Annotated in this window: 22 protein-coding genes; 13 read left to right on the forward strand and 9 right to left on the reverse strand. The window is 66.6% G+C overall.

Features of this window, described 5'->3' with window-relative positions; genetic code table 11:
* The first annotated feature begins 49 nt into the window (after positions 1 to 49).
* Positions 50 to 343 carry an antibiotic biosynthesis monooxygenase gene (locus RAD04_RS23525; protein ID WP_014497428.1) on the forward strand — a complete coding sequence of 98 codons (294 nt, stop codon included), beginning with the start codon at positions 50 to 52 and terminating at the stop codon, positions 341 to 343.
* Positions 344 to 488: 145 nt separating this feature from the next.
* On the opposite strand, the gene RAD04_RS23530 is transcribed toward RAD04_RS23525, so the two are convergent.
* A complete protein-coding gene (locus tag RAD04_RS23530) occupies positions 489 to 1,934 on the reverse strand; it encodes a helix-turn-helix domain-containing protein (RefSeq protein ID WP_461625670.1) in 1,446 nt (481 codons plus the stop codon).
* 230 nt (positions 1,935 to 2,164) lie between these two features.
* Between RAD04_RS23530 and RAD04_RS23535 the strand changes: the two genes are divergently transcribed.
* The 3 genes from RAD04_RS23535 (at position 2,165) to RAD04_RS23545 (ending at position 4,790) form a co-directional block, all read left to right on the forward strand.
* Positions 2,165 to 3,799: an isocitrate lyase gene (locus RAD04_RS23535; protein ID WP_461625767.1), complete on the forward strand. Its 1,635-nt coding sequence runs from the start codon at positions 2,165 to 2,167 to the stop codon at positions 3,797 to 3,799.
* Positions 3,800 to 3,829: 30 nt separating this feature from the next.
* Positions 3,830 to 4,039 (forward strand): DUF4170 domain-containing protein, encoded by a 210-nt coding sequence (locus RAD04_RS23540; RefSeq protein WP_018323282.1) that lies wholly within the window; start codon positions 3,830 to 3,832, stop codon positions 4,037 to 4,039.
* 196 nt (positions 4,040 to 4,235) lie between these two features.
* The gene (locus tag RAD04_RS23545) at positions 4,236 to 4,790 is read left to right on the forward strand and encodes a hypothetical protein (RefSeq protein WP_461625671.1); all 555 of its coding nucleotides are present in this window, start codon (positions 4,236 to 4,238) and stop codon (positions 4,788 to 4,790) included.
* Positions 4,791 to 4,914: 124 nt separating this feature from the next.
* Here RAD04_RS23545 and RAD04_RS23550 read toward each other — a convergent pair whose 3' ends face one another.
* Entirely contained in the window at positions 4,915 to 5,796 is an 882-nt protein-coding gene (locus tag RAD04_RS23550) for a metallophosphoesterase family protein (protein ID WP_461625768.1), read from the reverse strand.
* A 108-nt stretch (positions 5,797 to 5,904) separates the two neighbouring features.
* Between RAD04_RS23550 and RAD04_RS23555 the strand changes: the two genes are divergently transcribed.
* The 3 genes from RAD04_RS23555 to RAD04_RS23565 all read left to right on the forward strand — a co-directional run bounded on the left by RAD04_RS23555 (position 5,905) and on the right by RAD04_RS23565 (position 7,670).
* A complete protein-coding gene (locus tag RAD04_RS23555; RefSeq protein WP_461625672.1) occupies positions 5,905 to 6,396 on the forward strand; it encodes an NUDIX domain-containing protein in 492 nt (163 codons plus the stop codon).
* A 145-nt stretch (positions 6,397 to 6,541) separates the two neighbouring features.
* The gene (locus RAD04_RS23560; protein WP_461625673.1) at positions 6,542 to 7,060 is read left to right on the forward strand and encodes a GNAT family N-acetyltransferase; all 519 of its coding nucleotides are present in this window, start codon (positions 6,542 to 6,544) and stop codon (positions 7,058 to 7,060) included.
* 127 nt (positions 7,061 to 7,187) lie between these two features.
* Positions 7,188 to 7,670, forward strand: coding sequence for a GNAT family N-acetyltransferase (locus RAD04_RS23565; protein WP_461625674.1), 483 nt, complete (start codon positions 7,188 to 7,190; stop codon positions 7,668 to 7,670).
* A gap of 64 nt (positions 7,671 to 7,734) precedes the next feature.
* Here RAD04_RS23565 and RAD04_RS23570 read toward each other — a convergent pair whose 3' ends face one another.
* The 6 genes from RAD04_RS23570 to RAD04_RS23595 all read right to left on the reverse strand — a co-directional run bounded on the left by RAD04_RS23570 (position 7,735) and on the right by RAD04_RS23595 (position 17,876).
* Positions 7,735 to 10,104: a TonB-dependent receptor gene (locus tag RAD04_RS23570; RefSeq protein ID WP_461625675.1), complete on the reverse strand. Its 2,370-nt coding sequence runs from the start codon at positions 10,102 to 10,104 to the stop codon at positions 7,735 to 7,737.
* A 147-nt stretch (positions 10,105 to 10,251) separates the two neighbouring features.
* On the reverse strand, positions 10,252 to 10,656 hold the full coding sequence (locus RAD04_RS23575; RefSeq protein WP_461625676.1) for a DUF2946 family protein: 405 nt from the start codon (positions 10,654 to 10,656) through the stop codon (positions 10,252 to 10,254).
* Between the two features lie 396 nt (positions 10,657 to 11,052).
* Positions 11,053 to 13,116 carry a hypothetical protein gene (locus tag RAD04_RS23580; RefSeq protein WP_461625677.1) on the reverse strand — a complete coding sequence of 688 codons (2,064 nt, stop codon included), beginning with the start codon at positions 13,114 to 13,116 and terminating at the stop codon, positions 11,053 to 11,055.
* A gap of 7 nt (positions 13,117 to 13,123) precedes the next feature.
* Positions 13,124 to 15,937 (reverse strand): DUF4159 domain-containing protein, encoded by a 2,814-nt coding sequence (locus RAD04_RS23585; protein WP_461625678.1) that lies wholly within the window; start codon positions 15,935 to 15,937, stop codon positions 13,124 to 13,126.
* A complete protein-coding gene (locus RAD04_RS23590; protein ID WP_461625679.1) occupies positions 15,934 to 16,878 on the reverse strand; it encodes a DUF58 domain-containing protein in 945 nt (314 codons plus the stop codon). The genes RAD04_RS23585 and RAD04_RS23590 overlap by 4 nt, the downstream gene beginning before the upstream one ends.
* Complete coding sequence (locus RAD04_RS23595; RefSeq protein ID WP_018323293.1) at positions 16,878 to 17,876, reverse strand: AAA family ATPase; 999 nt, start codon at positions 17,874 to 17,876, stop codon at positions 16,878 to 16,880. The genes RAD04_RS23590 and RAD04_RS23595 overlap by 1 nt, the downstream gene beginning before the upstream one ends.
* Before the next feature lie 284 nt (positions 17,877 to 18,160).
* On the opposite strand from RAD04_RS23595, the gene RAD04_RS23600 reads away from it, so the two are divergent.
* From RAD04_RS23600 to RAD04_RS23625, 6 genes are all read left to right on the forward strand, one after another.
* On the forward strand, positions 18,161 to 18,772 hold the full coding sequence (locus tag RAD04_RS23600) for a DUF1285 domain-containing protein (protein ID WP_461625680.1): 612 nt from the start codon (positions 18,161 to 18,163) through the stop codon (positions 18,770 to 18,772).
* Entirely contained in the window at positions 18,769 to 19,440 is a 672-nt protein-coding gene (locus tag RAD04_RS23605) for a CoA pyrophosphatase (RefSeq protein WP_461625681.1), read from the forward strand. The genes RAD04_RS23600 and RAD04_RS23605 overlap by 4 nt, the downstream gene beginning before the upstream one ends.
* Complete coding sequence (locus tag RAD04_RS23610; RefSeq protein WP_018323296.1) at positions 19,437 to 19,700, forward strand: DUF6111 family protein; 264 nt, start codon at positions 19,437 to 19,439, stop codon at positions 19,698 to 19,700. The genes RAD04_RS23605 and RAD04_RS23610 overlap by 4 nt, the downstream gene beginning before the upstream one ends.
* Positions 19,701 to 19,710: 10 nt before the next feature.
* Positions 19,711 to 20,979: a CCA tRNA nucleotidyltransferase gene (locus RAD04_RS23615; protein WP_461625682.1), complete on the forward strand. Its 1,269-nt coding sequence runs from the start codon at positions 19,711 to 19,713 to the stop codon at positions 20,977 to 20,979.
* On the forward strand, positions 20,976 to 21,746 hold the full coding sequence (locus RAD04_RS23620) for a TSUP family transporter (protein ID WP_461625683.1): 771 nt from the start codon (positions 20,976 to 20,978) through the stop codon (positions 21,744 to 21,746). Before RAD04_RS23615 ends, RAD04_RS23620 begins: the two co-directional genes overlap by 4 nt.
* A gap of 150 nt (positions 21,747 to 21,896) precedes the next feature.
* Positions 21,897 to 22,073, forward strand: a complete 177-nt coding sequence (locus RAD04_RS23625; RefSeq protein WP_461625684.1) for a hypothetical protein — start codon at positions 21,897 to 21,899, stop codon at positions 22,071 to 22,073.
* A gap of 55 nt (positions 22,074 to 22,128) precedes the next feature.
* Here RAD04_RS23625 and RAD04_RS23630 read toward each other — a convergent pair whose 3' ends face one another.
* The gene (locus RAD04_RS23630) at positions 22,129 to 23,031 is read right to left on the reverse strand and encodes a universal stress protein (RefSeq protein ID WP_461625685.1); all 903 of its coding nucleotides are present in this window, start codon (positions 23,029 to 23,031) and stop codon (positions 22,129 to 22,131) included.
* Positions 23,032 to 23,046 lie beyond the last annotated feature (15 nt).

The raw sequence follows: 23,046 nt of genomic DNA on the forward strand, positions 1-23,046 counted from the left end.
GGCAGGGCACAGGGCCCGTAGATCCAGACAGCCGGAAGGGAGGATGCCCATGTATGCCGCCATCCGTCAGGCCAAGGCGAAAAGCGGGAGCGCGGAAGAGCTGGCGCGCCGCATCAAGGACGGCGCCGTTCCGATCATCAGCGACGTCGACGGTTTCCGTGCCTATTACGTCGTCTATGCCGGCGACGACACGGTGACAGCGATCTCGATCTTCGACAAGTTCGAGCAGGCGGAGGAGGCGAACCGGCGCGCGATCGCCTGGATCGAGAAGGATCTGGGGCCGTTGCTTGCGGGGCATGCGAGCGCGGCTGCGGGGCCGGTGATCGTGCATACGCTGGCGTAGGGCCTTGTTTGCGATAGTGGCGAGCAGCGGCCGCATATTCGGTCGTCATGCCCGGGCTTGTCCCGGGCATCCACGTCTTTCCTCGCACGCTGAAGCGCGTGGATGGCCGGGTCAAGCCCGGCCATGACGGAGGAGAGAGTGCCCCTCACAACTCCCGCGCATTCGAGAACGCGAAGCTCGACACCCGCCGCGTCGTCTCGTCCAAAATCAGCGTGCGCGTGATCGGCGGCTCGGCGCGCTGGGCGCAGTTTTCGCGCTCGCAGAGGCGGCAGTTGACGCCGATCGGGGTGCCCTCGGTCTTCTCGAGGTCGATGCCGGCGGCGTAGGTCAGGCGCGCGGCGTGGCGGATCTCGCAGCCGAGACCGATGGCGAAGCGCGGTTGCGGCAGCGGGTGCGGCGCGACGGGGCGGCGCACCATCTGCGCGATCGAGAAATAGCGCGTGCCGTCGGAGAGCTCGATCACCTGCTTGAGCAGGCGATCGGGCGTGTCGAAGGTCGAGTGCACGTTCCACAGCGGGCAGGTGCCACCGAATTTCGAGAACGGAAAGGTGCCGGAGGAGAAGCGCTTGGAGACGTTGCCGGCATTGTCGACGCGCAAGAGGAAGAACGGAATGCCGCGCGCGTTCGGCCGCTGCAAAGTGGTGAGGCGGTGGCAGACCTGCTCGAAGCCGGAATTGAAGCGCTGCGCCAGCACGTGGATGTCGTAATTCAGCGCCTCGGCCGCGGCGAGGAACGCGGGGTAGGGCATCATCACGGCCGCTGCAAAGTAGTTGCCGAGCGTGATGCGGAACAGCCGGCGCGGCGCGTCGTCGAGCGGGCCGGCGCGGCCGATGATGCTCTCGAGATGCTGCGCGCATTCGCCGAGGCCGAGCTGGAAGGCGAGCTGGAAGGCGCGGCCGGGCGGATCGACCAGTTCGGAGATCAGCAACTGGCGGCGATGGCGGTCGAAACGCCGCAGCGTCTCGCGCATCACGTCGACCGGCATGACGCGGGTCTGGATCGAATGCTTTTCACGTAAGCGCGCCGCGAGCGCTGCATAGAGCCCCTCGGCCGGCACGTTCAGCTCATCGCGAAGAGCCTCCGCGGCCTGCTCGAGTTCCGGAAAATAGTTGCGGTTGGCCTCGATCAGCTCGCGCACGCGCTCGACCGGATTGGCCTCATAGCGCGTGCCGACGTCGCGGTCGGCCATCTGCGCCGCCGCCAGCGTCTCGCCCTGGCGCGCCTCGGTGTAGGCGGCGTAGAGCCGCTGCAGCGCATGGGTGACGCCGGGGCAGAGCTCGGCGAGGTCGCGCAGCTCCTGCTTGGGAACGTCGATCTGGCGGAACAGCGGGTCGGAGAAGATCTCGTTGAGCTCGGCGAAGAAGCGGTCCTCGTCGGCAGTGGCGAGGTCGCGCAAATCGAGGTCATAGGTCTCGGCCAGCCGGAGCAGGATCTGCGCCGTCACCGGGCGCTGGTTGCGCTCGATCAGGTTGACATAGCTCGGCGAGATCCCGAGCCCCTCGGCGATTTGGGTCTGCGACAGCCCCAATTGCTGCCGAATCCTGCGGAACCGCGGGCCGACGAAGAGTTTCTTGCCGGAATTGGCGGGCATGTCTCAGGACTCCGTGCGCATTAAGGACAGTCTAGCTGACCTATAATTTTTACAAACTTTACAAAATAACATCCGTTACATGTTCTGATGTTACATGACATCACCAATAAAAAACAAGCCATCTATACGAAGTTTCTGTTTTCGCGTTTAGCTCCTGACACGCATCTCGCAATGCACTGTCAAGAATGTCGATGGCAACCATCGCTATCGTCAGCGAAAGGATCAGGCACATGAACTACCAGCCGCGCGGCATCAGCACCCTTCAGGGCCCGGGTTCGTATCAGAACGAGGTCGAGGCGGCCCAGGCGCTCCTCAAGACCCAGCCGACCTGGAACGGAGTGACGGCCGAGGCCGTCGCACGCATGCGCCTGCAGAACCGCTTCAGGACCGGCCTCGACGTCGCCCGCTACACCGCGGCCTTGATGCGCGCCGACATGGCCGCCTATGACAACGACCCCACCAAGTACACCCAGTCGCTGGGCTGCTGGCACGGTTTCATCGCCCAGCAGAAGCTGATCTCGGTCAAGAAGCACTTCGGCGGCAAGACCGATCGCACCTATCTGTATCTCTCGGGCTGGATGATCGCGGCGCTGCGCTCCGAGTTCGGCCCGCTGCCCGACCAGTCGATGCACGAGAAGACTTCGGTGCCGGCGCTGATCGAGGAGCTCTACACCTTCCTGCGTCAGGCCGACTCGCGCGAGCTCAATGACATCTTCCGCCTGCTCGACAAGGCGCGCAAGGAAGGCGACAAGACCCGTGAGAAGGAGTTGATCGAGAAGATCGACAACTTCCAGACCCATGTCGTCCCCGTCATCGCCGACATCGACGCCGGCTTCGGCAACGCCGAGGCGACCTATCTGCTCGCCAAGAAGATGATCGAAGCGGGCGCCTGCGCGCTGCAGATCGAGAACCAGGTCTCGGACGAGAAGCAGTGCGGCCACCAGGACGGCAAGGTCACCGTGCCGCACGAAGTGTTCATCGCGAAGATCCGCGCCTGCCGCCACGCCTTCCTCGAGCTCGGCGTCGAAGACGGTGTCATCGTGACCCGCACCGATTCGCTCGGCGCCGGCCTGACGCAGCAGATCGCCGTCAGCCACAAGCCCGGTGACATCGGCGACCAGTACAACAGCTTCCTCGATTGCGAGGAAATCACCGCGGAGAACGCCCGCAATGGCGACGTCATCATCAACCGCAACGGCAAGATGATGCGTCCGAAGCGGCTGCCCTCGAACCTTTACCAGTTCCGTCCCGGCACTGGCGAAGACCGCTGCGTGCTGGACAGCATCACCTCGCTACAGAACGGCGCCGACCTGCTCTGGATCGAGACCGAGAAGCCGCATATCGAGCAGATCGCCAAGATGGTCGATCGCATCCGCAAGGTCGTCCCGAACGCGAAGCTGGCCTACAACAACTCGCCGTCCTTCAATTGGACGCTGAACTTCCGTTGGCAGGTCTACGACGCGATGAAGGAAGCCGGCAAGGACGTCAGCAAGTACAACCGTGCCGAGCTGATGAAGCCGGAATACGACGATACGCCGCTGGCGCAGGAAGCCGACGAGCGCATCCGCACCTTCCAGGCGGATTCGGCCAAGCGTGCCGGCATCTTCCATCACCTGATCACGTTGCCGACCTATCACACGGCGGCGCTCTCGACCGACAATCTGGCGAAGGAGTATTTCGGCGACCAGGGCATGCTCGGCTACGTCAAGAACGTCCAGCGCGCCGAGATCCGTCAGGGCATCGCCTGCGCCAAGCACCAGAACATGGCCGGCTCCGACATCGGCGACGACCACAAGGAATACTTCGCCGGCGAGGCAGCCCTGAAGGCGGGCGGCGCCCACAACACGATGAACCAGTTCGGCTAACGCAGCACGCTATTGGACAGGAGACTGACAATGACCAAAGGCAGCAATTTCTGGGTGATCGGCGGCGAGTTCGGTTCGATGAACTTCCACAAGCTCGTGGAAGGCTCTGCCCAGGTGCAGGGTCCGTTCAAGACCCGCAAGGAGGCCGAGGACGCCTGGCGCACGGTCTCGGAAGAGAACCGCCACAAGGCCGGCGTCCGCTTCTCCATCGTGGAAGAGCCGTCGCGCGTCTCGGCCTAAGGGCCTGGCTGCCGACCTGAATTAAGAAGACGTCCAAGGACGGATGGTCCCATCCAGGCGCTGCCTGGGTGGGATCGTCTGTTTTTGGCACAGGTCAATCGCCTGTGGGTGCCGTAAGTATCTGGAATTATGGACCCTTTGCGGGCCTCGTGGTTGCTGATAGGTTAATGGAGGAAAGTCGAGGACGAGGCCGACAATGTCAGAGCCCGAAACCAGCGGGACCCATCCCGGCCAGCCGCGCCCGGTGCGGCTGCGCGATGCGCTGCTGCGCGCGCGGATCGAGGCCGCCGACCGGACCGGCGTCGTCGTCGATCTCAGGGACGCCGAGGTGGCGCGGCTCGAGATTCTCAACGACGCGCTCGATCCCCTGTTCGCGCAGGTGCCCGACAGGATCGACCTGTTCGACCGCGGCATCAGCCAGGGCGATACGCCCAGACTCTGGATCGACGTCGTCGCCCACATCGTGATGGGGCGCGACAAGCGGATGTACCGCTTCGTCCAGGACACCCGCTTCGGCCGCATCGTGCTCGCCGAATCGCACGACACCACTGTGATCGTCGAGGCCGTCACCGACTATGTCGCGCGCCGCATGGTCGAGCGCGAGCATGCGATGGTGGTCCCGCCCGAACCGAAGCCCGAGGTCGCGCCGCCGCCGCGCCGCTCACGCCTGTGGCCGTTCGTGTTCGGCTTCGTGCTCGGCGCCGCCGCCTTGTTCGGTCTCGCCGTGCTGGCGGCCCTGCAGAGTTGGTGAAGACCACCGCTCGTAGCCCGGATGGAGCGCAGCGCAATCCGAGAAACCGGTCGCGAAAGATGCACTGTCCCGGATTACGCTGCGCTCCATCCGGGCTACGGATCTCTCCCGGGATGACGGCGAGCTAAATCAACCGCGTATGCTTGATCTGCCCCATCTGAAACCCAGCCCCAAGGCTCCGCACCGTCTGCTCGCAACGCCAGCCGGCATTGTCCTTCTCGATCGTGAAAAGGTTGTAGGCCGCGGCCGGGTAGCGCCCGTGCGCGAGCGCGGAAGCCGAGGGTACGCCGAGCGCGGGAATGTTGCCGTTGGGACCCTCGAACCACATCGTCGAATGAATGTGGTCGTGCCCGTGCAGGATCAGTTCGACGCCGTGGCGCTTGAGCAGCGCCAGCAGCGCGGCCGAATCTGTCATCCGCTTCTGCCGCGCATCGGACTTCAGGGGATGGTGCACCAGCAGCACGCGGAAGACGTCCTCGGCCGCGAGCCGTTCGAGCATTGCTGCAAGAGAGTCGAGCTGATCGCGCCCGAGCGTGCCCGTCGCCATCAGCGGCAGGGTCGGCACCGCCGTGGACAGGCTGATCAGCGCGAGCGGCCCGCGCCGGCGCACGGATGGAAAGCCGATGCCGCCGTCGTCGCCGGCAAGATAGGGCGCAAACGTTTCGCCGAAGCGATGCGAGGTGGCGCGGACATAGGCGTCGTGATTGCCGGGAATCGTGGTGACGCGGTCGGGCGGGCCGACGCCCTCGAGCCAGGCGCGGGCAGGGGCGAACTCGGCTTCCAGCGCGAGGTTGACGAGATCGCCCGTCACCGCGATGTGGTCGGGCGCCTGCGCCTTCATGTCGGCGACCAGCGCGTCGAGTACCTCGCGGCGCTGGTACTTGTGGCGGTTGCGCGTCCAGTTGACGTAGCCGAGCACACGCTTGCCGGCGAGCTCGATCAGTCGCGGTTTCGGCAAGGGCGCTAGATGCGGATCGGACAGATGGGCGAGCGTGAAGGGGGCCAGCGTGTTGTGAGTCATGGCGTGCGATTGCCTCGCTATTGCTACGTTGTAATGGCAAGGTCGCGGGGACTGTGCAAGCGGCGCCGGGACAGCGGCCTCAAAGGAAGCCTGATGGGAGATCGTCTGGACCGCATTCGACGAAAATTCGAGCCGCTGCTGCGGCGAGTCTTCCACGCCTATTTCCTCATCGTCCGCGGCATGACGCTCGGCGTCCGCGCCGTGGTGCTGGATGCCGAGAATCGGGTGTTTCTGGTCAGGCACAGCTACGTCAGCGGCTGGTACCTGCCCGGCGGCGGCGTCGACCACGGCGAGAGCATGGAGCAGGCGATGCGGCGCGAGCTCAAGGAGGAGGGCGACATCGACCTCACTGGCGAGGCCGTACTGCACGGCATCTTCCTCAACAGCCACGTTTCCCGCCGCGACCACGTCGCGGTCTACGTCGTCAAGCAGTTCAGGCAGGACCGCCAGCCCGAGCCCAACCGCGAGATCGTCGAATGCGGGTTCTTCGCGCTCACGGCGCTGCCCGACGGCACCACGCGAGGGACGCGGCTGCGGATCGCCGAAGTGCTGGACGGCAAGCCCCCGATTGCGACGTGGCGCTGAGGACGGCCTGATGCGTCAGGAGTTGGAGTTGAACGAATGCAAGCCGAGGGTTTCAGAACACCTCTCCCGTCGACCTTGAAAAGGAGCTGAGCGCCTTGTTGCCCGATGGACCGCGCTGCGTTCAGGTGCTATCCCGCGAATTGACATGACCGATCTTTCACTGACCATTCTCCCCGAGGCCGCTGGCGATGCCCAGTCGATCGAGCGGCTGCACGAACGTACCTTCGGTCCCGGCCGCTTCGTCCTCAGCGCCTACCGGATCCGCGAGCACGTCGACCATCTGCTCGAATTGTCCTTCACCGCCCGCATCGGCACGCTGCTGGTCGGCTCGGTCAGGCAATTGCCGGTGCTGGTCGGCGAGACGCCGGCGCTGCTGCTTGGCCCGCTCACGGTCGAGCCGCCGTTCCGCGGCCGCGGTGTCGGCCGTCTGCTGATGGAGCGGGCGCTAAAGGACGCGAAGGCGAAAGGTCACCGCCTCGTGCTGCTGGTCGGCGACGAGCCCTATTACAGCCGTGTCGGCTTCAAGCCGGTCCCGAAAGGCCGCGTCACCATGCCCGGCCCGGTCGACGCCGCCCGCATCCTGGTGTTCGAGCTCATCGACGGTGCCTTCGAAGGCGTATCGGGCCCGGTCGGCCCGGACTGGAGCAAGGCGCGGGCAGGATAGGCGTGAGCCTCGTAGCTTGTAGCCCGGATGAGCCAAGCGTTATCCGGGAAACCTGTCGATGCTGATGCAACGCCCCCGGATGTCGCTTCGCTCATCCAGGCTACGACGCTCATACGGAGTATCGCCAATGCAGGTGCGTCCAGCCGATCCCACGGAGATCGACCACCTCGCGCAGCTGTGGCACGATGCCTGGCACGGGTCGCATGCGCATCTTGCGCCGCCCGAACTGGTTCGCCTCCGCACGCTGGCGAGCTTTCGCGATCGCCTCGCGGTCAGGCTTGCCGACATCTGTGTCGTCGGCCCCTCCGGTGCGCCGCTCGGCTTGTGCGCCCTCAAGGGCGATGAACTGTACCAGCTCTTCGTGTCGCCAACCGCCCACGGGACGGGCGTGGCTGCGGCGCTGATCGCCGATGCGGAAGCACGGCTCGCCGCGCGTGGTGTGGAGCTGGCGTGGCTCGCCTGCGCGGTCGGCAACATGCGCGCCGCCCGATTCTACGAGAAGAGCGGCTGGCGCAACGCCGGCACCTTCGTGATGATGTCGGAAACCTCGAAGGGGCCTTTCCCCGTGGATCAGTGGCGCTTCGAGAAGCGGCTCGCACAGATTCCGTAGCCCGGATTTCGTTTCGCTCGCAGTGACGGTGTACCGGGGCCCGCGGGCCCCGGCTTGATTACCGTCAGAACTTGAAGTTCGCGAACGCGCGCACGCCGATGCCGGGCATCAATACCTCGTCCTTGGTGTAGGACACCGAGTTGCGGATGTTCTCGTTGAGGAGATTGTTGCCGACGATGCCGGCCATCATCTCGCGCGCGCCGAACCAGTTGCGGTCGAGCTTGGTCTTGTAGCTGACCTCGGCCTTCAACAGATTGTAGCCCGCCGTCGGCGTCTCCGCGATCACGGCGACATTGTTCTGCGCGAAGGCGTGCAAGAGGTTGACGCGCATCAGCCAGTTGTCGTCGCGCCAGAACACGCCGCCGCCCATCCGCACCGGCGGAATCCGCGGCACGTTGGTGCCGTCGCTGAAGGTGGCGCGGACCACGTCGAGCTGGTTCTCGATGCCCCAGATGCCGCCCTGGAACGCGCCGACGTCGAGCTGCGACTGGAATTCACCGCCGCGGAAGTTGGCATTGCGCTGCGAATACACCGCCTGGTTCAGCTCGGCGCCCGGCGCACCGCACGAGGCAAAGTCGTCATCGCAGGACACGCCGGTGAGGCGGCGATAGATGAAATTGTCGAAATGCGTGTAGTAGACCGTCGCCTCGAACCGGAACGGCCCCGTCGCCTTGCGCACGCCGAGCTCGACCGATTTCGCGGTCTCGATGGTGAGGTTGGGATTGCCGATGTCGAAGGTCGCAGTCGCGTCATGGCCGCCGCGCGAGAACAATTCGGCCGCCTTCGGCGCGCGCTCGACATATTGCGCGGTGATGCTGCCGACCATGCCGCCCGGCAGATCCTGCAGCAGGCCGATGCTGCCGCTCTTGGGCGTGAAGGACGGATTGCGCGCGATCGCCGCCTGCGGCGTGCCGTCGGGCAAATAATCGGCCGGGAAGTCCGGCGTCGTGCCGTGCAGCTCGACATGCTCGATGCGGCCGGCGATCTGTGCCCGCGTCGCCTCAGTGAACTTGAACTCGTTGAAGGCGTAACCGGCGACGCGCGTGCTGTTGTTGGGGTCCCACAGGCCGTTGAACAGCATGCCGGGATTATCCGGGCTCGGCGCGCTCAATTCCTGATGCCCGACCTGGAAACCCAGCGCCGTCGTCACTTCGGCGAAGCGCGCGTTGAACGGCATCAGCTGCACCTCGGTGCGGATTTCCTGCTCCTTGTTGGTGAAGGTCTGCCTGATGCCGTCGCTGTTGAGGTCGGCGGGATCGGCAAGTCCGATCTCATTGTGCCGATAGTCGGTCGCGCCGGCCCAGAAGCGGACGGCGTCGATCGCGGCGGCGTCGGGATGGTACTCGCCCTTGACGTTGATCTTGGTCTGGTGGCCGTCGATCCGCGTCTTGTGGTCGGCGCCGTCGATGCCGGGGATGTGGTAGAGCGAGTCGTTCTGCGTGATCGATGCGCCGATATAGCCGCCCTGGAAGAAGTAGGAGCCGCCGATCGAGGCGCCGTCCGAGCGCGTCGCCGAGTTCGGCTGGCGGCCGTTCACGGGGCGCGACTGATCGTTCAGATAGGGATAGCTCGGGATGGAATAGTCCGAGGTCGTGCGGCCATAGGCGTCGGCATGGAACGCAAAATTGCCGCCGCCGGTGTCGAGCAGTACGCCGCTTTCGACGCCGCGGTCGACCGAAGAGAACGCGGTGCGGGTCTCGGCGGTGACGCAAGGCGAGGTCGCGGCGGTCGCTAGCGGCGCCTTGGTCGGCAGGCCGTAAGCCTGAAATGACGGCGCGCAGGACGGCACCGCATCCGGAATCCGGTTGTTCGTGGCGCTGACGACGCCGCCGATCGAGGTCGAGCCGTAGCGCAGCGCGGCGGGCCCGCGCACCACTTCGATCTGGTTGGTCGCGAGCGGATCGATCGGCACGAAATGATCCTCGCCGAGATCGGACGCGCCGTTCGAATTGGTGCCATTCTCGACGATGCCGACGCGGTTGACGTCGAGACCCCGGATGATCGGCCGGCTGGATGCGCCGGGCGCGAAGCTCGAGCCGGTGATGCCCGGCTTGGAGAACAGGAGATCGCCGAGCTGGCCGCCGCCCTCGCGGCGGATCTCCTCGTTCGGCACCACCGTGACCGTCGCGAACTGGTTGGTCACGACAGGCAGCACGCCCTGCTGAGGCGCGGCGGGCACGGCGGCTGCCGGCTCTGCTTCCGCCGCTTGTTGGGGGCTGCGCACCCGCGCGGTGCGCGTGCCGCGGCCCGGATTGCGCGACGGCACCACCGCTCTGCGCACGATGGGGCTCGGCGCCGTCACGGTGACGGCGGGGATCTCGGTCGACGATTTGTCTTGCGCAGGCGTTTGGGCGAAAGCGGGCGTGGCGGCGGCGCCGAGCAGGAGCAGGCTTGCTCCGCCAAGACGCTGCGCGCGTCGCGATTGAAATGACATGGTCCTGATTCCAGTCAGGCGCCGTCCGCATGATTGTGTGCTGATCGGAGGCGGCCTGCCGTCGCGGCGCGACGGAATTCGACTTCAACGTCTCCCGGGCATTGCCGATGCGCGGCGAGCCCGGGCGTGATCAAGCGATGTTGAGAGTCAGGACGCGGGAGGGGCGCGCGGCTGGAACGCCGTGCCGGCCGATTTCAGATGGAGAAATTCGGCATCAGTGGTGCGGTGGAGCAACTCGATCGCCTGCGGCAGCAGCAGCACGGGCGGCGTTGCCGAAATGACAGTGCCCGCCATCGCGACGACGGCGCAGATCGCGCAATTGTCCTCGCCGGGATGCTCGCGGTCGGGAGCGGCGGGCGATTGCTTCTGGACCGCGGCGCGGTCGACCGCAGCAACGCCGTTGGCGCTATCGGTCTGCTGGAGCGAAGCCTGGGCAAGCGGCGCAGCCTGCGCGAACCAGTGGCTATGCCCGAACGTCAGCGCGAACTGCACCAGCATCGCGAACAACGCGAGCCGGGCGCCGTGCCTGATATTCGACCGGAACCACTTCATCTGGAAAAACCACCCCCACGTCGCGGCACATCAATTCCCTGACGTCGCGACGTTATAATGTAACATCGCGCGACAGGTCGGCGGATGTCAACGGCGGGGCAGGCCTGCCTGTGCAGGCAGCCGGCCCGATGTGTCGTTCGGGCAACTAGAGCACGATGGATTCAAGTCCAGTTCAGCGGACAGCGTTGCTCTCTCCGTTCCCTCCCCCCTTGTGGGGGAGGGGCAGGGAGGGGGGCCACACGGGGACTCTTACCGTCGCGCACCAGGCCCGATGCATCGTCAACAACCGGCCCCTTTTCCTGGGCTACCCCCTCCCTAGCCCTCCGCCACAAGGGGGGAGGGAGCGCACCGCCGTCGCGGCGCTACGCGAGTCTCGTCCAATCAAGCTTCGGGCAACTACCGCCCCTCGCGGACCCAGGTCACGGCAAACGCGCCGAGCAGCAGCAACAGGCCGATCAGGCCGGCGAAGATCGGCAGCACGCCGACGCCCTTGACGACGCTGGCGTCGCGCATCCGCACGCCCATCCAGCCGTCGCCGGCAAAGACGCTGGCCGAGCGCACCGGCAGGATGCGCGGCAGCTCGACGTCGGCGCCGCTGGCGACGCGCACGGCGTTGCCCCCGGTCGCCTGTGTCAGCGGCTTCAAGGTCTCGACGGTGGAGGTGACCTCCGAAAACTCCTTCGGATTGGTCGGGCCGACATTGATCAGCGCCTTCAGCGTGCCGTCGGTAGCCTGCCACAGGCCGAGCTCGCTCGCGGGAAGGCTGGCGCGCCATTCGCCGGGATCGCCGGGGCTCAGCGTCAGATCCTGCGCCACGCCGGACGGCGAGGTCACGCTCACCGGCTGGACGCTGTCGGCCATGGTCTGACGCACCACGACGAGGTTCTTGCCCTGCACCTGGAGGCGCAGTGCCTCTTCGTCGAGGTCCGGCTGCTTCATCAGCCAGTGGGACATCCGCCTGAGCAGGTCCAGATGCGGGCCGCCGCCCTCATAGCCGCGCGCCCACAGCCAGATGTGGTCGGAGAGCAGAAGCGCGACGCGGCCCTCGCCGAAGCGCGACAGGAATAGAAGCGGCTTGCCGTCGGCTCCCGTCATCACCGGCGGGTTGACGGAATTGCGGGTGTCGACGGTGCGGAAGAAACGGCTCCAGCGCGGCGGCTCGCTCGCGGAGCCCTCCAGGGCGCGCGTGACGGGGTGGCGCTTGCCGACGTCGGACAGGTGCGCATAGAACGGCTTTTCCGTCACGCCGACCGGCTCTGCCGGCAGCACCGAATCCAGCGGCGTGCGCCAGATGCTGGTGTTGGAGGCGTAGTCGGGGCCGGCCGAGACCAGCACCGCGCCGCCGCCGCGCACATAGCGCGCGATGTTGTCGAAATAGGCGATCGGCAGCACGCCCTGGCGGGCGTAGCGATCGAAGATGATCAGCTGGAATTCGTTGATCTTCTGCTGGAACAGCTCGCGGGTCGGAAACGCGATCAACGACAATTCGTTGATCGGCGTGCCGTCCTGCTTCTCCGGCGGACGCAGAATGGTGAAATGCACGAGGTCGACGCTGGCGTCGGACTTGAGCAGATTGCGCCAGGTGCGCTCGCCCGAATGCGGCTCGCCCGAGACCAGCAGCACGCGCAGCTTGTCGCGCACGCCGTCAATGGCGACGACGGCGCGGTTGTTCACCGGCGTCAGCTCTCTCTCCAGCGGCGAGGCCTCGATCTCGACGATGTTCGGGCCGGCATGCTTGATGTCGACGTCGACGCTCGCGGCCTGGCCGCTCGAGAGCGTGCGCTCGTTGATGACCTCGCCGTCCCTGCGGATCGTGACCTTGGCGCGCTCGCCCGTGACGCCCTGGTCGTCGAGGCGATAGCTGATGGTCTGCGTCTGGCCGACGATGCCGAAGCGCGGCGCCGCCGTGATCGCGATGCGGCGGTCGCGCTCGTCCTTCTGGCCGGTGATCAGCGCATGCACCGGCGCCTGGAAGCCGAGCGCGGCGGCGCTGGCCGGAATGTCGTGGACGCGGCCGTCGGTGATCAGGAACGCGCCGGCGACGCGGTCGACCGGCACGTCCGACAAGGCCGAGGCGAGGGCACCGAACAGCTTGGTGCCGTCGGTCTCGCCGTCGGCCTGTCCGGCCTCGACGACGCGGACCTCCAGCCCCTTGACCTTCTTCAGGCTGTCGACCAGCGCTTCCTGCGCTTGCGCAGCCTCGCGATTGCGGTTGCCGAAATTCTGGCTCGGGCTCTTGTCGACGACGACGGCCGCGACCGAGGTGAGGGGATCGCGGTCCTCGCGGGTGAAGGAGGGATTGGCGAGCGCCAGCAGGAACAGCGCCAGCGCGGCCACGCGCACGGCGGCGCCGCGCGCGCGCGCAACCAGCAGCAGAAGCGCGATGACGACGATCGCGGCGAGCGCGAGCCACAGCACGATCGCGGGGACAAGCGGCGTGAATGCGATGCCGTAATTCATCTCAATCCTATTGCCCCAGCCGTTCGATCAGGGCCGGTGCGTGCACCTGGTCGGCCTTGTAATTGCCGGTCAGCGTGTACATCACGATGTTGGCGCCGGCGCGGTAGGCGAATTCGCGCTGGCGGGTGTCGCCGCCGGTCACCGGCAGCATGGCCTGGCCGTCGGGCCGCACGGCCCAGGCGCCGGCAAGATCGTTCGAGGTGATGATGATCGGCGAGACGCCGTCGCCACCGCGCGCCGGCCGCTGCGCGCTGTCCTCGTCCTCGTCGCGCGGCAGGGTCTCGACCCAGGTCTGGCCGGTGACGAAGCGGCCGGGGAAGTCGCGCAGCAGATAGAAGGTCTTGGTCAGCACATGCTCGCGCGGCACCGGCTCGAGCTCGGGCACGTCGAGCGAGGACAGGATCTCGCGCAGCGTCTGCATGCCCGGGGTCTGCGCGGCGCCGTTGGCGCCGGGCGGCGCCTCGATCGCGTCGCGGGTGTCGAACAGCACGGTGCCGCCCTGCTTCATGTAGGCGTCGATCTTGTTGATGGCGTCCTGCGCCGGCTTCGGCGCGCCCGGCACGATCGGCCAGTAGATCAGCGGGAAGAAGGCGAGCTCGTCGCGCGCGGGATCGATGCCGACGGGATCGCCGGCCTCGAGCGCGGTGCGCTGCGCCAGGAACAGCGTCAGTCCGGACATGCCGGCCCTGACGATGGAATCGACATCGGCATTGCCCGTCACGACATAGGCGAGGCGGGTCTGCGACGTCGCCTTCATCGCGAACTCGTCGGCGGCGCTGTCGGCGCGCGAGGGCGTCGGCGAGAGCGCGGTAAGGCCTGCGAGCACAAAAGCGAGGATGATCATTGCGGGCGCTGCGCGTCGGCGCAGCAGCGCGGCGATGCCGCCGCCGAGCACCGCGACGATGATGGCGTCGACCAGGAACAGCGCCAGCGCCGTCGACAGCAGCCAGCCTCGCAAATCGCGCGGCTCGGCATTGGTGTAGGTGGCATGCCGGGCACGCAGGCCCGCGGTGTTCAGCGCGGCGATGCGGTCGGCGCTGGCAAGCGTGTTCACGGCGAGCGGTCCTTCGGCGGGACCATAGAAGCCCGGCGGATGATCGGATGTGGCGCGGTAGCGGTAATCCGCAGGCAACGGCTTTGCGGTGGCCGGCGGCGGACCGAAGGCGCCGAAGCCGTCGAGGATGTGCAGCGGCGCCACCGTCTCGGTGGTCGCTTCGCTGGCGACGCCGGCGCCGGGCTTGGACGTGTAGCCGGACATGTCGACGACCCGCCGCAGCATTTCGACGAAGGTGCCCGACATCGGCAGATCCGACCAGCGCATGTCGGCGCTCACGTGGAACAGGCTGACGAGGCCCTTGCCGCGATGCTCGCCGGTGACCAGCGGTGTGCCGTCTTCCAGCGAGGCCCAGCTCTTGGTGGCGAGCACCGCATCGGGCTCGGCCAGCACCTGGCGGCTCACGGTGACGTCCTTGGGAACGGCGACGCCGGCAAACGGGCCGTCGGCCGCGAAGGTCGCAAGATGCTGCGGCTTCTCCCAGGTCAGGCTGCCACCCAGCGTGCGGCCGCCCTTGCGCAGCTTGACCGGCACGAGATCGTCCTCGGCCTGCGCCAGGCGGGGACCGGCGAACCGCACCAGCACGCCGCCCTGGTCGACCCAGGCATTGAGGCGCTCGCGCAGCTCCGGCGCGATGGTGCCGACATCGGCGAGGATGATCATCGGCAGCTTCTGGTCCAAAAATTGTGTGATGCCCTGCTGCGGCGAGCCCTTGTCGGCGAGCCTGACGTCGGCGAACGGCGCCAGCGCGCGGGTGAGGTAGAAGGTCGGCGCCAGCAGCGGCTGCGCAGTCTCGCTGGTAGCACCCGAGACGATGCCGATGGCGCGGCGGCGCCAGCGCTTGTCGAGCAGTTGCACCGCGCCGGCGGAGCGCTCGCCCGATATCTCGAGCCGCGTGATGTCGTTGCGCAGCTCGACCGGCAGATCGAACGCGGCGTCGGTCTCCTTGTCCTGCGGACCGAACGTGTAGCGGGCCTCTCCGATCGGCGAGGCCTTCTGGTCCAGCGCGCGCACGGTGCCCATGGCGACGCCGCTGTCGGTGCGCAGCACCTTCACCGTCATCTTCGCCGCGGCGTTCTCGGCCGCGACCAGCGCCAGCGGCGCGGAGGTACCGCCTTCGAACACGGTCAGGCTGCGATCGCCGATGGTCTTGCCGAGGCCAGCCACGAAGTCCTCGCCGCGGCCGGTGTCGACGCCGTCGGACAGCCAGGCGATCTCGCAATCGCCGGTGGCTTTCAGGAAGCGGTCGACGGCAGCCAGCGTCTCGACGCGGTCGATCGAATAGGGCTTTGGCGCGAGCTGCCGCAGCGCGACGCGCGCGGCGCCCGCCGGCATCAGGGTGATGTCGCGGTTCGGCTCGGACAGCGGCACCAGCGCGATGGCGCGGCGGTCGTTGTCGGCATTGGCGATCAGCTCGTCGGCGGCCCTGATCCTGACGTCCCAGTGTGACGCCGCGCTCCAGCCGTCGTCGAGCATGATCATCAGCGGCGCCTTGCTGTCGGCTGCGCCTGTCTGCGGATTCCAGATCGGGCCGGCGGCCGCGAAAATGACGAGAGCCGCAGCCAGGAGACGCAACGCGGTCAGCCACCACGGCGTCCGCGAGGGCGTCTCCTCCCGCGGCGCGATGTCGAACAGCAGGCGCGTCGGCGGAAACTCGATGCGGCGCGGCCGCGGCGGCATCACGCGCAGCAGCCACCACAGCACGGGCAGGCTGACGAGGCCGATCAGGAGCAGCGGTTCGGTGAAGGCGAGCGGCAGTCCCATCATGCGGCCGGCCCCACCTTGATCGTCGTGGTGCGGGCGCCCGACTTGCTCACCTGCATGCCGGCATGCAGGAACAGCAGCAGCTCGGCGGCGGAGCGGTCGGTGGCGTGCGTGGTGAACAGCCAGTCCAGCTTGTTGGTCTCTGCGCGGATCTGGTCGCGGTGCAGCGCGAGCCGCGCGGTGTAATCCTGCGCCCAGCTCTCGGCACGGCCGGCGGTGATCACGCCGAAGCCTTCCGGCTCGACGAACTCGACGCGGCCGGAATAGGGGAACGATTCCTCGGCGGGATCGACGATTTGCACCATGGTGCCATGCGCGCCGGAGCCGGAGAGACCTGTGAGCGTCGTCTTGATCTCCGTGATCGGCGACCAGAAATCCGACAGCACGATGATCTCCGCCAGCGCCGCCGGCACGAAGGACGGCGGCAGGCTGAGGCGGTCGGCATCGTCATGCAGCATCGCCTGCGCCATCTTGTCGATCACGCTGCGGCTCGCGGTCGGCGCCATCAGGCCGGGAATGCCGACGCGCTCGCCGCCGGACACCAGCAGCTCGGCCAGCGCGAAGGCGACGATCAGCGTGCGCTCGAGCTTGGACTCGCGCGCGGTCTTCGAGGCGAACGCCATCGACGGCGAGCGATCCGGCCAGATCCACACCGTGTGCGAGGCTTCCCATTCGAGCTCGCGGACATAGAGATGGTCGTCGCGCGCCGAGCGGCGCCAGTCGACGTTCTGCGCCGGCTCGCCGGAGACGAAGCGGCGGTATTGCCAGAAATTCTCGCCGGAGCCGGCGCGGCGGCGGCCATGCAGGCCGTGGATGACGTTGGCGGCGATACGGCGGGCTTCGAGCACCAGGCGCGGCAAGGAAGCTGCGAGCGTGCGGCTTTCGCCATCGGCACGTCGGATCGCAATGATCTCCTTCGCTGTGTGCCCGTTCTCCGCTGCCATCAACCGATCCGTGTCTTCAATTGCCGGATCACGTCCGGAATCGTGCGGCCTTCGGCGCGCGCCTGGAACGTCAGCGCCATGCGGTGCTTCAGCACGGGCTCGGCGAGGTCGAGCACGTCGTCGACCGAGGGCGCCAGCCGTCCGTCGATCAGCGCACGCGCGCGCACCGCCAGCATCAGCGATTGGCTGGCGCGCGGGCCGGGGCCCCAGGCGATGAACTTGCCGGCTTCGCCGGCGTCCGGACCCGGGCGGGCCGAGCGCACCAGCGACAGGATCGCCTCCACGACGGAATCGCCGACCGGCAGGCGCCGGATCAGCCGCTGCGCCGTGATCAGCGCGTCCGCGGTCATCGAACCCCTCGCCAGCGTTTCCTCGGCGCCGGTGGTCTCGAACAGGATGCGGCGCTCGGCGTCGCGGTCGGGATAGTCGACGTCGATCTCCATCAGGAAACGGTCGAGCTGCGCTTCGGGCAGCGGATAGGTGCCTTCCTGCTCCAGCGGGTTCTGCGTCGCGAGCACGTGGAATGGCTTCGGCAGATCGTGGCGCGCGCCGGCGACGGTGATGTGCTGCTCCTGCATCGCCTGCAGCAGCGCCGATTGCGTGCGCGGGCTGGCGCGGTTGATCTCGTCGGCCATCAAGAGCTGCGCGAACACCGGACCTGCGATAAAGCGGAAGGCGCGCCTCCCTGCGGTGCTCTCATCCAGCACCTCGGCGCCGAGAATGTCCGACGGCATCAGATCGGGCGTGAACTGGATGCGCTTGGCATCGAGGCCGAGCGTCACGCCGAGCGTCTCGACCAGCTTGGTCTTGGCAAGGCCGGGCACGCCGATCAGCAGCGCATGGCCGCCGGAGAGAATGGTGACAAGCGTGTTCTCGATCACGCGATCCTGGCCGAAGATGACCGACGCGATCGCATCCTTCGCCGCGCGAATCTGGCTCGACACCTGCTCGGCCGAACGAACGATCCCGTCCTCGAGTTTCTCGACACTCTCCGCCATCCGTTTAGCTCCTTCAGCCTGCCACGCGGCTTGCTTACGTCGTCACGTCACCACATCACGGATCATCACGTCAGATCATCGCGTCAATTCATGGGCCTATGCTAGACTTGCAGGAAGGCCATGTATTCGTTGAATTAACCTATCCCCACCTTATCGGCTTCGGGTTATGTACGGCATCACGAAGTGGCGACCTCCCCCACTGGACTAATCCGGGGTGGAACCGTGCACCCGATCACAACGTAGACCTGCACCAATCGTGCCAAAGGACAAAGTCAGGGCAAACCATGGCGAACCAAGGGCAGAGCGCCGATCGCGGTCTTGAGGGGCTGACTGCCGCCGCCAAAAGTGCTGCCAATGCCGAAGGCCCCAAGAAGGGCTTGCCTCCGGTGCATCTGTGGAATCCACCGTTTTGCGGCGATCTCGACATCCGAATCGCCTCCGATGGTACTTGGTTCTACTTGGGGACGCCAATCGGGCGCCCCGCTCTGGTGCGGCTGTTCTCGACTATCCTGAAGCGCGAGGGCGACAAGCATTTCCTGGTCACGCCGGTGGAGAAGGTCGGCATCCGCGTCGACGACGCGCCCTTCATGGCGGTCGAGATGCAGAAGGACGGCGAGGGCAACCATCGCGTGCTGCGCTTCCGCACCAATGTCGACGACTGGGTCACCTGCGATGCCGCGCACCGGCTGCGTTTCGAGCAGGCCAGGGACGGCGGGCTGACGCCATATCTGCACGTTCGCGCCGAGCTCTGGGCCAAGGTCACAAGGGCGCTCTATTACGATCTGGTTGACATGGGTGAGGAGCGGATGGTCGATGGCCAGCCGATGTTCGGCGTCGAATCATCAGGCGAATTCTTCCCCATGGCCGATGCGGAGCAGGTGAGGGCCGCGCTTTGAACAAGCCTATTCTAACGACCGATCCGGTCCCGCTCGGCGCGGCGGATTTCTTCGCCCGCTCCAGGGCGAAGCTCGGCTTCGACGTTCCGCTCGGCCTCTACGATCCGAACATCATTCCCGCTTCGGGCGATCCCGGCACCGACAAGATGCTCGAGATCGTCGCGCGCGAGCAGCCGGTGCGCCCCGCGGCGGTCCTGATCGCGGTGGTCGATCATCCCGAGCCGACCATCTTGCTGACGCAGCGCTCGGCGCATCTCAACGACCATGCCGGCCAGATCGCTTTCCCCGGCGGCAAGATCGACGCCACCGATTCCTCGCCGCTGGATGCGGCGCTGCGCGAGGCCGAGGAGGAGGTCGGGCTGTCCAGAGACTTCGTCGAGCCGATCGGTTATCTCGATCTCTACGGCACCGCCTTCGGCTTCCGCATCCTGCCGACGGTCGCCAGGGTCAGGCCCGGCTTCGAGCTCACCATCAACCATTCCGAGGTTGATGATGCGTTCGAGGTGCCGCTATCCTTCCTGATGAACCCGGTGAACCATCAGGTGCACAGCAAGGAATTCCGCGGCATGGAGCGGTTCTACTACGCGATGCCGTTCGCGGAACGCTACATCTGGGGTGCGACGGCGGGCATGCTGCGTGTGCTGTATGAGCGGATCTATTCATCATGATCCGGACGGTTCTGACCGAGATCGGAATCTTCCTCATTCCCTTTGCCGTCTACGCGTTGTTCCTGGCCGCGACGCGGTCCGGCCTGTTCGCGCGTTCCTCCTGGCCGGTCGCGGTCGTCGCGCGCCTTGCGCTGGCGGCGATCGTGCTGGTGATCGCGGGCCTGATCGGACTTGCGCATTTCTCCGGCGCCGCCCCGGATTCGACCTACGTTCCCGCCCATATCGAGAATGGCCGGCTGGTGCCGGGCGTGGAAAAATAGGGGCCGCACGATGAGCGCGGAGCCGATATTTGCGCCGATTCTTGCCGATGCGCCCTGGCTGACCGCAGGCGGGACCGCGCGTGTCCTGCAATTGCTCAACTGTGACGGCGAGGAGGCGCGGGTGGTCGGCGGCGCCGTACGCAACGCGCTGCTCGGTCTTGTGCCCGGCGACATCGACATCGCGACCACCGCGCGGCCGGAGGAGGTGATCCGGCGCGCCAAGGCCGCCGGCATCAAGAGCGTACCGACCGGCATCGACCACGGCACCGTCACGCTGGTGATCGACAGCCACCCCTATGAAGTCACGACGCTGCGCGAGGACACCGAAACCTTCGGCCGCAAGGCCAAGGTCGCGTTCGGCCGCGACTGGGTCAAGGACGCCGAGCGGCGTGATTTCACCATGAACGGCCTGTCGGTTGATGCGCGCGGCGTCGTGTACGACCATGTCGGCGGCATCGCGGATGCCAAGGCGCGTCGCGTGCGCTTCATCGGCGATCCCGACCAGCGCATTGCCGAGGATTATTTGCGCATCCTGCGCTTCTTCCGCATTCACGCCGCCTTTGGTGCCGGCGATCCCGACCGCGACGGCTATCTCGCCTGCATCCGGGGGCGTGCTGGTCTTGCCAGCCTCTCGGCCGAGCGGGTGCGCATGGAGATGCTGAAGCTGCTGGTGGCCGGCGGCGCATCCGCGGCCGTGCTGGCCATGGCCGAGGGCGGATTGCTGCAAGCGCTGATCGGCGGCGTTGCTTATACCGGGCCGCTGTCGGCGATGATCGCGATCGAGCGCGAACTCGGCCTCGCTGCAAGCAGCACGCGGCGCCTCGCCGCGCTGACCGTCGCCGTGACCGAGGATGCCAAGCGCGTCGCCGCGCGCCTGCGGCTCTCCAATGCCGAGACCAAGGCACTGGATTCGATGGGCCACCGCTGGTGGCGCTTCGCCACCAAGGATGAGGCCAATGCACGGCGGCTGCTCTATCGGCTCGGCCCCGAGCGCTATCACGATCGCGTGTTGCTCGGCTGGGCGCGTGCTGGCGGCGACGTCACCTCGATGCGGTGGCGCGCGCTCGCCGAACTGCCGCAGCGCTGGACTGCGCCGAAATTTCCGCTGAAGGCCGCCGACTTCATCGCGCGTGGTCTGGCCGAAGGACCCGCGCTCGGACATGTGTTGACGCTCGCCGAGGACGCTTGGCTTGCGGCGGATTTTCCCCTAGAGGAAGCCGCACTCGCCTCCATCGCCGATCAAGCTGCGGCACGCATCAGCCGCGACGAGAGAACGTGACCATCGTCTCAGGCTTCGCCGACATCTCGATCTTTCAGCTCCTGCTGGTCGCGTTGATGGCGTTGTTTGCTTCGATCATCGGTGGTCTCGCCGGCTACGGCACCGGCGCCCTGATGCCGCTGGTGCTGGTGCCGCTGGTCGGCGCCGAGCCCGTGGTGCCGATCATCGCGATCTCCGCACTCTTCACCAATTCCAGCCGAGCCGTTGCCTATCTGCGCTACGCCGACCGCCGCCGCGCGCTGATCGTGCTCGCCTGCGCCGCGCTGACGACCGCACTCGGCGCCTACGGCTACACGCGCCTCACCAATGCGGGCGCTGCGCTCGTGATCGGCTCCATGCTGATCCTGAGCGTGCCGCTGGGCCGCGTGCTCCGCCGCCGAAAGGTCAAGATCGGCGACAGCGGCCTTGCCGCCGGCTCGGTCGGCTATGGCGTGCTGGTCGGCGGCACCTCGGGCTCCGGCGTGATCCTGCTGTCGCTGCTGATGGCCGCAGGCCTCGAGGGCGCGGCCGTGATCGCGACCGACGCGATGATCTCGCTCGGCACCGGCCTCATCAAGATCTCGGTGTTTGGTCTTGCCGGCGCAGTCACCGCGCAGGTGCTCGCCTTCGCGCTGCTGATCGGCGCGATCGCAATCCCCGGCGCGTTCCTCGCAAAGGCCTTCGTCGAGCGGATGCCGCTGCACATCCACGCCGCGATCCTCGACGTCGCGGTGATCACGGGCGGGCTGGTGATGATCTCGGCGGCTGCGAGGCAGCTGATCGGGTAGCCGCCTCCTTCAGGGCCGAGTACGCGTCTGAATATCGTTGACGCTTGAACTCAACGACCTTCGCTTCGTCGCATTGACTTTGGACTTTGACGTCACAATCTTGGTGGCAGACCCGGTTGGTAGCCAAGCGCCAGACGTGGAGATCAGGCTATGCCCAAGCAGTACGAGACGCCGGAGCAGCGGGAGAAGCGTGAACTCGACGAGGAACTCGATCGACAATTGCAGCAAACGTTTCCAGCCAGCGATCCGCCGAAAATCACGCGCGGGCCGATCAAACGAACCTCACCAAGGTCGGCTACCCGCGACGCCGAACGAAGACGCCGCTAGGTTCGGCGCCCCTCTCGGCCCTGTGGACTGCACGATGGATGAGCGACGGCACGTCTCACGCCTTCGGTTCGGGCGCGACTGCCTCCTTCGCCATCCCGAGCTTGGGGCTGGCGGGGGGCACCACCAGGACGTCCACGTTCAGCGAGCGCAGGACTTCCTCCGTTACGCTCCCGATCAACGCCCGAAGCAATCCGGATCGGCCGTGCGTACCCATCACGAGCATGTCGGGCCGCTTCTCCTCGACGGCATGGGTGATGACCTGCATGGGTCCGCCTTCGCCGACCCGAAGCGACCATCGCCGCGTGCCGAACTCGTTGGTCACCAGAAAACTGGTCAGTTCCTCCATGGCCCTGTGGCGCTCGCTCTCGACATATCCGGTGATGACGGCCGAGCTAGCCCCAGAGCTGATCAATCGCGTCTTTGCCATCGGCGAGAAGGCGTGAAGAAGCGTCGCTCCGTCTTCTTCCAGAAGTCCGGTGGACAGGCCGATGCGGATTGCTTCAGCCGATGTTTCTGACATGTCGACCGGCACCAGAACCCGTTCATAGCGCCGCTGGGCCTCGTTGTTCACCATCAGCACGGGATATTTTCCTCCGCGAATGACACGTTCGATGGTGGTCCCTGTAAAGATATCGCGCAGAAATTGCTTGCGATGGCCGCCCATCACGATGAGATCTGCGCCGACTGCCGCGGCCGCGCGCAGTATCCCGTCGAAGGGATGGCCCTTGACGACGGTTGGATGGCAGCGAGCGTCATGCAGCTCGGGCATGGACCCGATCTGCTCCACCAACACCCGTTGTGCCTCCCGCTCTTCCATGCGCACCAGATCGGCCGGCTGGTCTTCGTCAACGACGTGAACGAGGTGCAGCTCGGCACGGCGCGAGCGAGCCAGAAGGCCGGCTTGCCGGAGAGCGCGATGGGAGCGCGTAGAGAAATCCGTCGCAGCGACGATGATCATGTCAGGACCCTCATA

This window comes from Bradyrhizobium sp. 25ACV, from assembly GCF_054863005.1.